The organism is Nonomuraea bangladeshensis, from assembly GCF_039529455.1.
GTDB lineage: Bacteria > Actinomycetota > Actinomycetes > Streptosporangiales > Streptosporangiaceae > Nonomuraea > Nonomuraea bangladeshensis.
This window is the reverse complement of record NZ_BAAAMV010000007.1, coordinates 471,859-488,281: the sequence shown is the minus strand read 5'-3', so window position 1 is coordinate 488,281 and position 16,423 is coordinate 471,859. Positions and strand designations below refer to the sequence as shown.

At 61.8% G+C, this 16,423-nt stretch carries 6 protein-coding genes and 2 pseudogenes; 2 read left to right on the top strand and 6 right to left on the bottom strand.

What is annotated here, in order from left to right:
* The first annotated feature begins 308 nt into the window (after window positions 1-308).
* Window positions 309-2,132: a hypothetical protein gene (locus tag ABD292_RS25185; protein WP_344211285.1), complete on the top strand. Its 1,824-nt coding sequence runs from the start codon at window positions 309-311 to the stop codon at window positions 2,130-2,132.
* 235 nt (window positions 2,133-2,367) lie between these two features.
* Here ABD292_RS25185 and ABD292_RS25180 read toward each other — a convergent pair.
* From ABD292_RS25180 to ABD292_RS25160, 5 genes and pseudogenes are all read right to left on the bottom strand, one after another.
* Window positions 2,368-3,203 (bottom strand): annotated as a pseudogene (locus ABD292_RS25180) (HARBI1 family protein).
* Window positions 3,204-3,344: 141 nt separating this feature from the next.
* Window positions 3,345-6,668: a DEAD/DEAH box helicase gene (locus ABD292_RS25175; protein WP_344211283.1), complete on the bottom strand. Its 3,324-nt coding sequence runs from the start codon at window positions 6,666-6,668 to the stop codon at window positions 3,345-3,347.
* Between the two features lie 2 nt (window positions 6,669-6,670).
* Window positions 6,671-9,574 (bottom strand): DUF1156 domain-containing protein, encoded by a 2,904-nt coding sequence (locus tag ABD292_RS25170; RefSeq protein ID WP_344211281.1) that lies wholly within the window; start codon window positions 9,572-9,574, stop codon window positions 6,671-6,673.
* Between the two features lie 12 nt (window positions 9,575-9,586).
* Window positions 9,587-10,066, bottom strand: coding sequence for a DUF7680 family protein (locus tag ABD292_RS25165; protein WP_344211279.1), 480 nt, complete (start codon window positions 10,064-10,066; stop codon window positions 9,587-9,589).
* The gene (locus ABD292_RS25160; protein ID WP_344211277.1) at window positions 10,063-13,275 is read right to left on the bottom strand and encodes an ATP-binding protein; all 3,213 of its coding nucleotides are present in this window, start codon (window positions 13,273-13,275) and stop codon (window positions 10,063-10,065) included. Before ABD292_RS25160 ends, ABD292_RS25165 begins: the two co-directional genes overlap by 4 nt.
* Before the next feature lie 991 nt (window positions 13,276-14,266).
* Between ABD292_RS25160 and ABD292_RS25155 the strand changes: the two are divergent.
* Window positions 14,267-15,634, top strand: a pseudogene (locus ABD292_RS25155) (IS481 family transposase); the annotation flags it as partial.
* 511 nt (window positions 15,635-16,145) lie between these two features.
* Here the strand turns inward: ABD292_RS25155 and ABD292_RS25150 are convergent.
* The gene (locus tag ABD292_RS25150) at window positions 16,146-16,412 is read right to left on the bottom strand and encodes a hypothetical protein (RefSeq protein ID WP_344211275.1); all 267 of its coding nucleotides are present in this window, start codon (window positions 16,410-16,412) and stop codon (window positions 16,146-16,148) included.
* Between the last annotated feature and the right edge of the window lie 11 nt (window positions 16,413-16,423).

Below are 16,423 nucleotides of genomic sequence, written 5' to 3'. Positions count from 1 at the left end.
GGCCGCCGCCCGCGACCAGCTACGGCACTTACGCTAGTCAGGCTGCCAATTTCGGCGTTCCCGCCTCGCCGCTATCATGCGGCCTGCCTCCGGCACATGGCGCTGGAGGCAGCCTCCCGCCGCATGCACAATCCTCTGCCGTCCGCAGAGCCTTCCAGCTTGTTGCAGTTCTGTTCGATAGTGCCCATTTTTAGAGAATGGCGCAATAGTGTGATAAAAGTAGTTTCGGTTAGTATCAAGATTACATTTTGGCTAATCCTTCCTGGGGTATCTAGCGGGCTGGCAAGCAGGGATATTAGCGTCGGATCGTGGCGACGTCCGACGAGCATCCTCTTCGTGAGATTCAGCCGGAATGGCTTCGGCCATTCTTCTCAATTATCGTCCTTCGATGCACGGCTACGAATAAAAAGCGAGCGATATCACAGCTCCTTAATTTCCTTAAGGCTCCTGCTCGACGCCCGGGTAAGGAGCTTCCGGTTATCGTTGCCGACGGGTTGGTGGCTGAGGGCAAAATGCTTCCCTGTCGTGTTGATGGATTTATCTATCGGCAGGATTGTCGGCCGAGTTGGGCTAATCCTCAATTCGAGCTGGTCGACACCAAGCATTCGCTCGCTCTTGCGCTCACGCACAATGAATTCGTCGCTGTATACTGCGATAATTACCTCAAGAGTCGACTGCAGCGGTGGCTTAGCAGGCCGCCGATCCCGCCCTTCGTCCGAGTCCCGCCGGAGGTATTCCAAGGGGCGCTACTCCAGGGAGAAGCGAGAGGGCTCTGGCTGCAAGGGACTCACACTCGGCGGACCACCCGTCCCGATACCAAGAACCTTAGCGGTCAACGTCTTCAGGACGCTCTCAACCCGTTGGAGGACGGCTCGTTCGCCTTCTCTTCTGCCCGAGCTAGCTTGCCAGCCGCGGGTTCTCGCCAGGCGCTTACCGGCAGCATCGGGACTACCCCGAGAAATGCTCTCATCTGGGGAAGGGCTACGAACGACTTCGATGAGTTCGTGGAGATGACTATAGAGGCGCTTCGGCTGCTTGAGGAAACGATTGAAGGTGGTGCGGAACTCGTTCGCCCTTTCCCCATTCTGGCCGTGCAGTCGTACAATCTGTCGGAGGTTCACGGGGCGTTCGATCTCGCCACCACACCTGCCGATGAGCTGTCGTCGTCGCTCGGTGCCTATGACGAACTCATCGATGCGGCTCAATTGCTGGAGCGAGCGCTCATCGAGGTGCGTGGACAACGCGACTCCGCCAATTTTTCTGTAGACGTGGGCCTCGATGGAGTCCATTGTGGAACGCTGCAAGCGGTTGTGCGGCTGGAATCCGGCGCGGTAAGAGTGCGGTTCGGGTTTCAAAATGAGCCCACGAGCCTGCCCGAGGTCCGGAAAATCCTAGATGCGCTGCAGTATAGCGAGCAACTCGTCAGGATCTACTACGAATCAGGCCACATGATCGACGGGAGGAGTATCTTTCAGTCGCAAGTACAGCAACATGCCTTCCACCATTGGCAGTGGGCCGACTTCACTGGCTACGAGATAGCCCGTGAGAAGCCAATCGGGTCTTCACCGGCAGAAATCCACAGCAAGGTGGGGTTGGCTGGTGATGTCTCGCTCTTCGGCTGGATCGTCAACACCTTCTCGTCTGGGTGGCTGACTTGCGATGACGGCCCCGGCGAGATTGCTGACTTTGTGCATATCGACAACGACGGCACCTTGAGCCTGATCCATGTCAAGGCTGCAAAAAGCAGCGCTTGGTCACGCCGCATTGCAGTAGGGCCTTACGAAATCGTGGCAAGTCAGGCGATCAAGAATTTGATTAACCTCAACCCGTCCCGATTGCGGGACCGGCTCGAGTCGCCGCCAACACCACGGCCGGCTACGTGGGTAGAGGGCGTCCGGGTGGATAGCAGAGAGGACCTGCTGGATGCGCTCAACTGCCGAAGCCCCAGGGATAAGGCCCGGGTGGTCATAGTCCAACCTCATTTGAGCAAGGTGCGGTACCAGCGAGCTGGAGGCACTAGTCCGATGGAAGACATTTTCCGGCTCAATCTTCTCGAAACCCTTTTGAACAGCGTGCGAGGTTCCGTGACGAGTCAGGGGGCCGAACTCGTTGTCATCGCTAGTGAGCATTAACTCTTCTGGTCCTGGGCAGCTCGCGCTTTGTAAGTGGCTAACCGAACGTGCGGCAACTGTTGTAGAGGAGCGCTCCTCTTCTTCGGCTGCATATTCAATTGAGCTGGGGAACAACTCATGGACAGCTAACACTGCTGGCTTCTTGCTATACGACCGACTTGAGGTTGGGGACCAGAGGGCGCTGCTATCCGGCTGAGGTGATCCTCGCCGCAATCTGTCACTCACTGAGGTGATCTCAAGGAATTGCGAGCAGGTAGTCGTGCTCGAAATGGGTGAGGACAAGTGCCGCGCGCGCGATGTCGCCGATTCGGCTGGGACTGACGGTGACGTGCTGGAGGGTCCGCCAGCGGCCTTTGAGCAGGGCGAAGCCGCGTTCGCCGAGGCAGCGCAGGGAGCGTAGAAGGCGGTTGTAGGTGCGGTTGTCCGGGCTGAGTACTTGGTTGCCTTCGGGCTGCTTGATCGGTGTGTGAATGCCGATTCCGGCGCCGTCGTAGCCGCTGTCGGCGAGTGTGGGCAGGCCGCGTGCGGCCGCGGCGTACAACGCGCCCAGTACCCGTGCGCGGGCGACGGTCAAGTCGTGGACGGAGCCGGGTTCGACCTCGGCGATCCACAACGGCAGCCCGCCTGGTGCCGAGAGTGCTTGAAGGTTGCCGGCGTGCTGGTGGGCCTTGCCGGAGTACCATGCGTCGATGGATTCGCCCTTGACGCTGATCGTCTGCTCGGCACAGCGATCGATGCCGATCAGGGTCCGTCGAGGATTACGTACGCCAGTTCCTCGGCGTGGGCGCGGTCGAGGGCTTGGTGCAGATCTGGTGCTTGAGCTGCGAGGACTTCGATGCCTTCGTGGATGTAGCGGTAGGCGGTGGCCCGGGAGACGCGGTGGTCGCGGCCGAGTTTGGGGATGTCGTGCTCGCCGCGGAACCAGCGCACCACCATGACTGCCTGCCGGAAGGGGGTCAGGGCTCGGCTTCCGTGTGGGGTGCCACGCCGTCGGCGTTCGTCGTGCAGGAGTCGTGCGACGTACTGAACGAGTGCGCGGGAGACGTCGAGCGTGGCACGATGAGCAATCACGTGGAGCCTTTCGGCCTTGAGCGTTCTTGTGGTGAGAGCTCTTCTACCGGGGGCTCCACGTCTGTTTCCGGCCTTCGGTGACTCCTCCCGAAAGGTCCGGAAAGCCATCTGCGGCGTCCAGATAATCCCCAATTGCCCGAACTATTTCGCTGAGATCACCTCACTGGGTTCGCGAGGCAGGAGGGAAGCTAATTCGGGCGACCCGTAAGTCAGGAAGATGAGGTCGCTGTCGCCGCTGCTGTCCCAGATTTCGCGGTCGAATGTCACGGGGACTGAGGCCGTGGGTAGCTGACCTAAGTAGCACGCGATGGATTTCGCGCCGTCGGAACGCCTGAAGGACACACGGGCGTCGTCGCCCATAAGGAAGAGATTGTAGACACTAGGGCGTTCGTCGTCTGGCGTCAACCAGCGCCCTGAGAGAAGGTTGTTCGTGAGTTTGGTGGAAAGGACCGGCGGAGTGATGTCTCCAACCAGGTTCGGTGGAGGCTTGATGGTGCTGCCGTCATCAGGGGCACCGAGGTCGTCGGTGTTGACCGGCTGGTTGTTGATGTCCTCGATTTGGAGTCGGATGCTGGCGATCCCGTTGACGATCATTTCGTCGCTGAGGTGCGCGGCAAGGACGAGGTCTTCGATGACTTTCTCGACAGTGCCTAGGACAGGTGCAGCGCCGCCAACTATGTTAGTAAAGTCGTCGTAGTCCTCCTTGATGCCCATGTAGACTTGCTCCTCAACAGTATCTTTGTAGAAGTAGTTGCTGATCTGGAGGTCCTCATAGGTAGCGCCGATACGGTCGATGCGACCGATGCGCTGCTCGACGCGCATCAGATTCCAGGGCATGTCGTAGTTGATGAGGCGACCCGACGTCTGCAGGTTGAGGCCCTCGCTCATCGAGTCGGTACCGATCAGGACTTCAATACTGCCGTTGCGGAACCGGTTCTTGATCTCGGCCTTGGTGACAGCTTTCCAGTCCCCCCCGACCGGATCGTATATCTCGCCGCCGCGGCCGGAGTAGCAGCCAAGCTTGTTGTAGCCAGCGGCTAGAAGGCGCTCGCGGACGTAGTCCATGGTGTCGGCGTACTGAGTGAAGACTACAGCGGAGTCATACGTCTTGAACGACTTAGACAGATCCTCGACGAGCTGTTTGGCCTTCGTGTCCTCACCGGTGATATCGCCGAGGTCGTTGAGGAAGGAGCGGAGTTCGCCGATCTCCTCTTTGAGACGGTCTGCGCGGACGTCGAAGGCCTCGGGGTCGAAGAGAGAGCTCTCCAGGTCGGCGCCATCGTCGTCCGTGAGGAGGTCGGCCAGGCTCTTGCCCTGCTCGAGTACGTCGAGGCGGCGCTGGAGGGACTGCTTGATCGCTTCGAAGGAGGAAGTCAGCCTACGCCGGTAGACGGTCATGATGAAACCGAGCGCCCTGGTCGCCTGGTCAGACTTGTAAGTGTTGTAGTGGCGGCGGATGTACTCCTCGATACGGTCGTACAGCCTCCGCTCGTTCGGTGCCAGAGGGATGAACTCGTCGGTGACGTGTCGATACGGGATGACAACTGAGGCCGGGATGATGCCGGCCGCCTGGTAGGCCCGCATGGTCTTGCGGGTGTTGCGGAAAACTCGATCGCGCATCGGGGTGTGGCGGCGAGCCCACTTATCCATCCACTCGGAGGTGGCATTGGGGAACTGTGCTCTGAGGTCAGGCGAGGGCGGGTTGCCGGCCATCCCGATCACCGTCAACGCTTCGGCCCATCCGAGTGCATCGTTGGCCAGCTGTTCCAGCTCGTAGTCGTGTTCGGCGAGCGGGTCGGAGAAGTAATCTTCCAGCATGTCGCAGATGAGTTTCCAACCGCGTCTCTCGGGTGGGTCACCGAGGTAGGTGAAGTACTGGGTGAAGAAGAACGCCTGCTCACCCCATTTGCCCGGCAGCCCGAGGAGCTCGATGAGATCCCAGGCTTCATGGGCGTGCATCTGCATCGGAGTCGCCGAAGCCAGGTAGAGCGCGCGCCATAGGTCGCGCTTCTTCATCTCTTGGAGCAGCGCGAGAAGGGAATTGGGGGTGTCGCTTGCCTTGGAGCCGCGGCGACGGGCGTGGTGGGCCTCATCGACGAGAACGACATCCCACGGTCCCGCGTCGAGGATTTCGGCACGGCGAGCGCGGCGGCGAGCGAGGTGGGAGGAGGCAAGCACAATCGGAAAGGCCGACCACGGGTTGGCCTTCGGGTCGGTTTCGAGGGGCCGGTCGAATCGGTCGACGAAGTTGCCCTTGTCGTAGCGGGCGACGTCGAGGTTCATCTTCTCGTGCAGTTCTTCCTGCCACTGTTTCATCACCGAGGCCGGCACTAGAAGCAAGGCCTTCGTTGCTCTACCGGAGGTAAAGAGCTCGCGTAACACCATGCCTGCCTCGACGGTCTTGCCGAGGCCGACCTCGTCGGCGAAGAGATAACCTCGCGGGTACGTCGACACCACCCGGTGGATCAGCTCGGCCTGATGTGGCAGCGGCTGAGCCCACGCTGTACCCACGCCAGTCCATGCGGACGCCTTCGGCGCATCCCGAAGAGCGACCAGCTCGTCCCAGGCTGCCTGGATATCGACGTCCACCTCGACCGGCGGGGTCTTGCAATCTGTCTCCTGAGGCCTCGGCTGCGGTACGAGTGCGTCGGAGGGAAACGGCGGCGCGTCAGGAGCGTGCTCTATCAGGTGCTCTCGGACGGCGGTGGGCAGGTCGATGACCGCCCAACCCTTGTCGGGGTGGCCGCGCCAGTGCTGATCGAAGGCTCGCTCCTTGGGCTTGCCGTAGTCCTCCCAGGACTCGGTGCGCCAGGAGCGGTAGGCGTCGAAGGTCTCGTGGTTCTTCACCCATGCGGTGACAGAGGCGTTATTGGAGCCGCTGAATGCGACCTTTTGGCCATAACGGTCTGTGAAGATGCCGTACTTGGTATGGAAGTAGCGGCCCGACTCCTTATGGGTAAGCAGGTGGCCATGCTTGTCGACCGGGATGCCCACTCGGATGTGCAGCCGGTTGTTGGCCACCATCCAGGCCAGCACGCTTAGATGCTCGCTCTGCACTATCTTCATACCCTCTAGGCCAGGGTCAGCCAGTAGACGACCGGCGACGACATCGTCGAGAGGCGTGCCGGAGAGCACCGCGTCCACGTCCTTCTTGCCGAGCTGGGCGCCGACGATGAGTCTCATCACGCCACCACGGGCGATGAAGTACGCCGTGCCCTGCGCGGCAAATTGCAGCTCTGCGCCGGACCAGTAGCCAACTGCTCGGTCGTAGGCAACGGCTCGCGAAAGCAACGGCTCGTAGAACGTCTCGAATGGTGTGTCGTCGGGTGAGTACATCGCCTTAAGCGTCACGTTGCGGAACGAATCCTCGGCCGTGGCAGGGTCGTGGTCGAAGAGACCATCCTGCGTCAGCGCGGTTGGCGTGGCGGCGGCACCAGGAAATAGAGCATCGTCGTGCTCGGCCAACTTCACTCCATCTCGAAAAGGCCGGGTTGTTCGTCAATGACGGTTACATCGAGATCGTCAGCTGGGAGCTCAACACCATCGAAATAGAGCGTGCACAAAGTATCGAGAAGGTTTGCCTCCGGATAGATCCACTCGCCCTTTGACTTCTTGCGAGGGATCGCATTGATTAAGCCTTGAACGGTGGCGATGAACGCACCATCACTGGTATAGCCATGTCGATCGAGAAAACGCTTTGCAGCTTGTATGCCGTCAATTTTGGCGATGTAGAGCATCGTGTCGACGGCGTCGATGAGGTGCTCGAATTTGGTTGCCTCTGGGCGGACTCCGGGGGCGTTGCCTTCGTTGCCCCTGCGGACCCGTTCCTCGGGCGTCAATAACTCTACTGTTCCAGACTTCTTCTTAAGTATCTTGGCTCTCGTCAGGTGGTCGATATCGAGTCCGCCGATGGCTAAGGCAAGGAGCCGAGCAGCATCGAAGTCAGCTTCCCGTGCTTTAAAGATATCCCAGGCCATGAGCACGAAGTCGGTAAGGCTATCGACTTGGACCGCTTCCCCCACAAGGCGTAGACGTCGGAGTTCGACGATCTCCTCGCGCGCGATGTTCAGAGCTTCCTCCGGCCTCAGAAGCCGGTCGGTTCCGTCGTCATCGGGTACCGACGAGTAGACAGGCCAGTTCCGCGAGATAACGGACAGTGCGGGGCCGTATGTGGCGAGCATGAGGTCGACACCTTCGATTCCGTCTTCGGCGAAGCGGAGCGATGCCCTCCTTGCTTCTGTGCGAACCTCAGGTGCTACGTCTTCGAGGTAACGCTTCCCGGTATCACCGCTTTGGTCCCGTTTACGACAGACCAGCATGATCGTGGACTCTGCGGCGTTCTTGTTGGCTTGGTGGCTGCTGGACTCTGGCTCCGTAGCGACAGGCCAGGACGTCTCAACAGTGAAACCCCCTGTGATCAATGCCGAGCCCAATGCATCCCACGCGCGTGCGTTCTTGTTGGTGAACATCACTGTGAGTACGCCATTGTCGGATAGGATTCTGCGGCATTCAGTGAAGATTGAAGCCATCTTGGCCTCGTAGTCGAGGTTCGCGATTTCCTTCTTGCGGCGCCCTAGCGCTGCGAACCGTGCATCATTGGTGACGGCCTCGTTTTCGAGGTCAGTGTTTTCTTCTTCGAATAGCTCCGGCGTCACAACACCAAGGGTCTCCCGCTCCCAGGCGTAGAAGAAGTTGGAGAGCTCGGAGTACATGACGTTGGCGTAGTAGGGCGGGTCCATGCAGATGTGATCGATGGAACCGTCAGGTATGGAGGGGATGTCGGCCGCGGTCCCAGCGGTCACGTGCACTTTGCGGTCTAGGCGTGCATCAGGTGCGCTACTGCCAGTCTCTTCGAGAAGGCGTGCGAGCTCGTCGTAAGCGTCGACCAACTGGTCCAAGCACCACGGGAGAAGTTCTCCTGGGCCCGGGAACTCGACGAAGGTCCACTTGAATGCGAAGTTGTGCTTTTCAAATACAGCGCGAGTCGACTGGCGGTTTACGTTCCAAGACGTTTGTCTTGCGTTGTAATTCAGAGCCTTGCCCTGCATAAGTGCAAGCTCTGTGAGTATGTCGTTGGAGAGGCTCTCACCGAGCTCCGCCCTTGCTTCTTCGGCCACCTTGCGGAACGCTTGGACGAAGGCAGCATGGGTGAGGAGCTGGCGAGGGGAAAAGAAGTCGGCCCACTTGTTGATGCCGTACATCCGATGACCGCGATCGTAGTTCGATACCTCGGGAATCGGTGTCGAGGGAATGATGCCAGTAGCTTCCCAGATACCGATGTTCTCCGCTACCAGACGCTCAGCCTCATCCAGCGCCTTGAGGTCGACATCGGTCGGCGATCGGAAGGTTCGTCCAGCAGGTGTCTTGACGACAATTGCGTAAAGAACTTGAGTCATGCGGCCGGCCTTAGCCTCGGCCTTGATGTAGTCGCCATCGACGACGAGGTTGTCGTACGGACTGATCGCGCGACCACCCGCAAAGAGACCTCTGTCGGCATCGAAGTTGATATCTCCCTCGTGCACGACTTCAAATCTCGGGGTCTGCAAAGCGACTCCGTCGAGTTCCGTCAGCATTCGCACGGCAGCTGGCTTGGGCCCCTTCCGAAGCCACCAATCCGGCATTAGCGGCACAATCCGGCCGGTACGTGGGCAAGCAACCGCATGCGCGTAGAGATAGTTGGTAACCGTTTCCCTGTCCGTCTTCGGGAAGTACTCAAGGAGCCTGGTAGTGGCATCGTCCACGATCCGCTGACCCCACTTGCGCAGGGCTGGAGTTAGCGCTGTGCCGTGTTTGGCTGGGATGGTGAGACTAGCGTTCAGGATCGACACAGCCACGCTGTTGAGGTCGTTCGCGTAAGTCGGCAGGCCTAAGCGCAGTGCGGTCCACGGGATGGAGCCTCCCCCAGCGGTCACATCTGCAACGGTAGGAAGGTGCCCCCACGTGCCGACGAGGACGTCGTGCAATTCTCGAATTTCCTGCTCACCGACACTGTTCTTGAACGCTGGACGGTATGTGTAGGGATTGTCTTTAAGTTTGACGCCCGCGGCCTTGGCTGCTTCGCTGGTTCGTTTCGCCAGCACGGCATCTCCCCAAATACCGATGAGGCGGTTGAACCAGTCCCGATATGCCCGTTCGGTTTGCAGCGCGCTGATTGTAGGATGCCGCTCCGCAAGTTCGTCGCTCCAGGCTGGCAGTATTCCCGCCAGAACTGTGGCTGCCGAAGCGACAATAGGACGACGAGCCCACCACTGATGGAGGGTCTTGAGCTTTGGAAACTGCCCTGGGATCGGCGCAGCTTCGCGTCGTGACTCAATACTCAGAGCCGCCACCGGCAGCCAGCTTTCAGCCAGTACTTTGGGCCGCGTTGTCACGGGTGCACGCTTTCAGTCGTCGGAGAGGAGGGTGCGGAGGGCCTTGCGGGCGCGACTGGCGTCGATGCCAATGCACTTGGAGTACCAGTAGTAGGTCTCCTCGGTGCTCATGGCGTTGATGCCGGCGACGACCACACGGACGCGCTCGTGCTTGGCAATGGGTTGTGTGGCCATCAGGATCAGGGCCAACCGCACGCCGTCGGGTTCCGAGAGCCGGATGGGTGCTTTGCGGGTGAAAGTCAGTACGCTGGGTTGGTGGCCCGATCGCCTCATAGCTGCAAAGAGGGCGTCGATGACACGGCCTGTCTGCTGCGGCGTGAGGTTGACGACGGCCGTCGCAAGGATGGAGCCGACCTCACCGTAGGTTTCCTCGATAGTGAGCCCGTAGGTCTCACCACGGCCGGGGCGCACGATGAGACGGAAACCACGGACGCCCGTGACGACAGTGAGCCGCTGGCTTGGAACAGTCGCCGCGTGCTTCGAGGCGCTCACTTGGTCACCTCTGCAGTCATGCCGGTGCTCTTCATACCGAGCTTCTTGATGACGTCATGGATCTGCGCGAACTGCGGGTCATTAACGTCGAGTGCCGGGTCAAATCGGAAGGTGAGGGTGAGGTCGCCGACCACCTTCGTGGCGGCGGTGAGCGCCTTCTTGGCGTGGCCATAGGCCACCTGGAAGTCGGCGCGCTCGGCGGTGCCCTGGAACTGGATGCCGCCTCCGGTGAGGCCCTTATACTCTGCGCGGATCGTGGAGCGAACCGTGATGCTCTGCTTCTGCAGCATGCCAAGCGAGACGACGGCGAGGTCGATGTCGCTCGTACCAGACGCAGTATCTGCGCTCACCTTCAAAGTGAGAGTCCTGATAGTGCGGATCGCGTAGTCGGAGACGGCATCAAGCAGGGTCTGCATGGCCGCGCCGCCGGGGCCGTTCGCGGTGAAGGTCTTGGAAGTGGCAATGCGAGTGGGAACCTCGATGCCGATCTCGTCGGCGGTTTCCCTGGGGAGGATGTGGAGGGTGTCGAGGCCCTTGTCCTTGATCGCTGATGGTGAGAGCGCCCGGACGCCGGCGGCAGGCTCGGTGTCGGTAGCAACGAACCAGCTGTACTCGCTGGACTGAACGGCGGTAGCTAGCAGGTCGAGCACGTCGGTTTTAGAGGGCTCGCCGCCACAGACGGCCTCCAGGCGGGTGCGGACGTCGGCGCCAGTGAGCTGGTCGCTGGTAAGCACCGAACGAAGGTCAGTCTGAGTGGGTTTACGGACCAGTAGGCCGCGCTTCTGTGCCTCGGCCATAGTCATGACCTCGGCATCGGCGCTAAAGGCGATCGACATGCCAGCCTGGTTATTGGCCGTGTAGGCCTTGCCGCTGGCCGAGTCGTAGTAGACCCAGTGGTCGTGGTTAACGCCGTTGACAATCGCGTCACGCAACAGGGAGGTATTGCGGACGATGGAGGCCTTGTGGTCGGACCAGAAGTAGTCTGCGATCGCCGCCGTGCTCGTGGCCTCCTTGTTGGCCCAGGTGCGGTTGCGCAGGAAGGAGGCGGTGAACGGGCTAGTACGGATCTTGTCCTCGTCGGTCAGCAGAGTGATGACTGCAGAGGTGGCGTTCTTGGGGTCGCCCTGGGACTGGGCGGGAAGCTCCCGGTGGCGCAGGTAGCTGGTGACCTTCTCATCGGCCGGGTAGTAGATGTGCTTGAAGCACCGGGTGACCGCGATGCGTGCCTGGAGGCGGGCCTCCTTGTCGTAGGCCTCTACCTTCTTGCGAACCTCCTCGCTGAACTGACCCAGCCGGTGGGTATCGGCGGCGAGGTTGTTGGAGGCGATCAGAGCACGTGCACGGTCCTTGAGCACGTGGACCTGCTCGGCGTCGGCCAGGGCGAAAACCAGAGAGTTGCGGTATTTGCGCGGCGTACCGACCGAGCCGACCTTGTCGAGCATCTCTATGATCTGTGACGGTGGCTGGTCGGCATGAGCCGGGTCGACGGTGACGACATCGTGGTCGAGTACGACCACACGCAGCGCATCCTTATCCGGAATCTCAGCAGGGCCTGATGGGAAATGGATCGCGGTGACGCCGCCGTCGTTGGCGAAAGCCTTTTTAATTAGACTATCGACTTCCGCGGCCACAGCGGTGTTGGCGACGTTTCGCTTCTCGGTCTCGATGATGGCGTTGACGTTGGGCTCGATGTTGAAGCGCCAGCGAGCACCGTCGTACGACAGGTGCCAGAAGACCTTCTCCGACTCGGTCAACGCCTTCTCGAAGATGGTGGCGTCCTCGCCGGGACGCAGTGTGCCGACCAGCCAGTCGTTGCGGCCTGCCCCCGCAGTGGACACCATCTCCAGAGAGTGGGTGAATACGGTGCGGGCCACGCGGGTGGCGTAGGCAGGCTTGCCGGGGAAGACGTCGGCATCGACGACAGCGGCATGGGATGCCTTGGAAGCGAAGTCTCCCTTGGCTACGCCCGCGTACTCTGCGCGGCCGAGGCCGTCGGTGAGGTGGTTGAGGACCGGCTCGTTGGAATAGTCGATGTCGCCGACGTTGATGATCGCCGTGTTGTCGCTGGTGGCGTAGATGTTGGCCACGACCTCGGCCAGAAGCTTCAGGGCACCACGGGCGCGTTGGAACTCGGTTATGTTGCCTAGGCGCTTGTCGAGGACGCGAACCAGCTCAGGGTGAAATGGGTAGCTCTTGGTGACCAAATCGCCGTAGGAAGCCGGGTGCTCGGCGCCGCCGGCAAGCTGCTCGGTCTTGGCGAGCTTCTCGTAAAAGCCCCGGTAAGCATCCCCGGCCGCCTTGGCGGCGTCCTCATCGACAGAAGCGAAGATGCGCTTCTTGAGGATTTCGCCGATCTCATTGTCATCGGCCGGCTTGATCACCGCGCTCGGCTGCACCGCGCGGGTCAGTACATCGCCAATCTCCTGGGCAGCCTTGACCGAGACTGCGTTGGCGGCGTCTGTCTTCTCTTTCTCTTCACCGGTCAACTCGCTGATCTCGGTGGTCTCCGCGCCGAACGCGTTGGTGGTTGCGGCCAGGGTGATGATGACCGAGACCCTGTTGGTCGGATCGGAGGCGACTTCGAAGAGGTTGCCGAGGAAGACCGGTAACGCGCCGGCCATGCGGCGTACGTCCTCGCTTCCGGAGGAGGCCACTGCGCGCAGATGCTTGGCTAACTCGTCGATGATCACGACCGTCGGCTTGCCACCGAAGGCTGCCCTGATCGTGGCGGTGCCCGGAGCGGTGCGTTGAATTTCGTTCGCCTCCATCGCCGCGAACGCCTCATCGCCGATCTGGGCAGCCATCTCACCCCACATCGTGTACGTGCGATAGCCGTTGGTGTCGATACCCGCTGTGGGATCGAGCGCGTCGCCGACCAGGGCCGCGACCTGGACCGGGCCGTCGGGAAGCAGGTTCAGGTCGAGGAACTCAGTAATGTTCGACGGCCGAGCACCCTTGGCGAGGTGATAGACGGCGGTCAGACCATGAGTCTTACCACCACCAAAGGAGGTTGTCGGGCGAAGTACGCCGTTCTCCCCCGCGACACCCTTCACTCCGCTGAGACGACCGAAAGTCTTGGAGAGCAGCGTCTTCAGACCGCTCGTGGGGTAGGTGTGCGCGAAGAATGCTTCCGCGTCGCCGTACACCGGATAGTGCTCCGCGTCGCGGACCACCTTGTCCAGTTGAGCTGCGAAGTGGTTGTCTGCCAACCCGCCTTCGAGGACGTCGTCGCGAGGATGACATACCTCCCGGAGCGGTACCAGATGTGCCACAAGCCCCCACCCCACCGTTTCTAACGCGCTGATGAGTTCCAGCAGCGTAAGTTGTTCCCCAAATCTGCCGAACCTTGACATGACATCAGACGACGCTGGGGGAGTGGCAGAGATGTCGTCAAGTGATGATCATTCTGCGTCTAAGTCGTTATTTGACACGTCGGTCATAGGGTGCACTGCCAGGCTTAGGGAGCTCTGAAGCGCAAGCATGCACTGATCCTGGTTATGAAAATCTGGGCAGCTTGTCCTGTTAATACCGCAATGCGAAGCATCCCATTTTATGTCCTTATTAGATGGAGGCGGGATAGGTGATCCTTCTACAGCAGGCGCGGACCGTGGGGTCGTCGATCTACCACCTCGGCCATGGTCATCCGGTGGCAAGGACAGACGAAGTCGGTCCGCGGCAGCCGAGCGCCCCGGCCCCGTAAGCTGAGGACCGGAGTGAGCGATCGTCACGGCCGGACTGAACGATTGCGTAGGGGGATGACCGGCCGAGGCCCTTTGCCCACGCAGAGGGCCAGGGCAATGCCGAGAGTGGGCCGCTTCTGTCTCGACAGTCGCTCGGGTGAGGAAAGGCGGAGGAGAGGTCGAACATCCACGCGCACTATGGTGATTCCTGATTGCTGAAGGTTGATGGGTCTGTGCCGCTGGGTGTCATGTGCGCGTGGGTGGTGCTGGCCCGGACCGGCCGAAGAGCCGCAGCCGGGCCAGCTAACCGCCCACACGCGGCCGAGGCGCCGTGGGCGACTCGGCCCTTGAAACCGTAGAGAAAAGTCTCATCCAGTTGATCGATCATGACATTGTGCTGTCCCGGGACATGCTTGACGGATGAGTCCCAGGACATGGGCGACAGGTGCTGTCATCGGCCAGTCTGGCGTGCGTCGTTGCGGCGTCGTGCGTCAGGAGGCCGGGATTGGCCCTGGTGGATATGTCCGTGGTGGAGCAGCGGTATCGGGCTGTGCTGGCGGTGCTGGCCGGCGGTTCGGTGACCGAGGTCGCCCGCGAGGTCGGGGTGGCGCGGCAGACGTTGTCGGGCTGGGTGTCGCGTTATCGGGAGTCGGGGCTGGGCGGGCTGGTGGATCGGTCGCGGCGCCCGCGTTCGTCTCCGTCGCGGATGGCGGCGGAGGTGGAGGTGCTGGTGTGTGAGTTGCGGCGCCGGCATCCGCGGTGGGGTCCGGTCCGGCTGGCGCATGAGGCCGGCCGGCGGGGTGTGGATCCGCCGCCGTCTCGGATGGGGGTGTATCGGGCGCTGGTGCGTCATGGGCTGATCGAGCCTGGTGCGGGGCGGCGCAAGCGGGTCTATCGGCGCTGGCAGCGGGAGGCGCCGATGGAGTTATGGCAGCTGGACATCGTCGGCGGGGTGTTCCTGGCCGATGGGCGTGAGGTGAAGGTGGTCACCGGCGTGGATGACCACTCGCGGTTCTGTGTGATCGCCAAGGCGGTGGTGCGGGCCACCGGCCGGGCCGTGTGCCTGGCCTTTGTCGAGGCGTTGCGGGCGTTCGGGGCGCCGGGTGAGGTGCTGACGGACAACGGCAAGCAGTTCACCGCCCGGTTCGGTCATGGCGGTGAGGTGTTGTTCGACCGGATCTGCCGGGACAACGCCATCGTGCATCGGCTGACTCAGCCGCGCTCGCCGACCACGACGGGCAAGGTGGAGCGGTTCCATCAGAGCATGCGCCGGGAGTTGCTGGAGGATGCCGGTCCGTTCGAGGACCTGGCCGCGTTCCAGGCCGAGCTGGATGCGTGGGTGGAGCATTACAACACCGCCCGGCCGCATCAGAGCCTGGACATGGCCGTTCCTGCTGACCGGTTCACGCCGGTGAGCGAGGCCGAGCGGGAGTTGTTGCCGCTGCGCCTGCCGGCGATCCCGACCGCCCAGCCGGACCCGGCACTTGCCACGGGCGATGCAGCCGCCGACGCCGCTGCTCCGGCCTCGAAGCGCCAGGAAGGCAGCAACGACGGCACGCAGCTGGCGAGGCGTCCGACGAGATCGGCAGCGTCCTGGCCGGGCGGGCCGGTCGAGTTCGAGCGGGTGGTGCCGGCCAGCGGCAACCTGGGCGTGGCGGGTAAGCAGTTCTGGCTGGGTCCGGCCCGTGCCGGTCAGGTGATCACGTTCTGGGCGGATGTGAACGTGATCCATCTGCTGGTCGGCGGGGTGCGGTTGAAGAGCCTGCGCTCGCATCTGTCGACGAGCGATCTGGCGCGGCTGTTCGCCGATGGTGGCCGGTCGGCGGGGCCGTCGCCGCTGCCGCAGGCGGAGAACGATGCGGTGGTGGAGGTGGAGCGGACGGTGAACAAGCACGGGATGGTCAGCCTGGCCGGCCGGTATCTGCTGGCGGCGGAGATCCTGGGCGGGCGCCGGGTCACCATCCGGATCGAGGAGAACACGTTGATGTTCCTCGACCCTGACACCCGGCAGCTGCTGCGGGTCCGGCCGAACCCGTTGGTCTGGGCCAAGTGCCTGCAGTTGCGCGGCGCTCGCCCGGCCGGGCCGCCGCCGGTGCCGGAGCGGTCACCGGTCACGGTGCAGCGCCGCGCGAACACCTTCGGTGTGATCATGGTGACCCGGCAGAGGGTCTCCCTCGGCCGGTTGTATGTCGGCCGGGTCGTCACCGTGCACGTCAGCGACACGACGCTGACCATCGATCTGGACGAGGGGCCGCGCACGGTGCACCGCACCACCGATCTTGCGGTCCGCAACGTCAAAGCTCATCGGCCGTACAAGGTCGGCCATGTTTCCTAGATCACCTGTCGCCGATGTCGTGGGACAGAAACGTCGCGCATCTCATGGGACTAGACATGATCGATCATAGCATTGATCGATCATGGCTCTGACCTGCGGTTTTATGGTTTGCCGGTCGTGTCTGGTGTCTCGGGTGATGCTTGACCCTCAGCGGGACCTTCGGGAGGCGGGCCACGCCTCGCGCTGCGAGCTTGCGCCGCAGTTCCTCGACCTGCTCGACCCGTTCCCGCGCCGCCTCCAGAATCTCCGCCTCACCGCCACGGTTCCAGTCGTTCATCTCGCGCTGTGTCTCGCGCAGTTCGTGGAGATGGAGTTCCTCCAGCACTGTCACCAGGGAGTCGC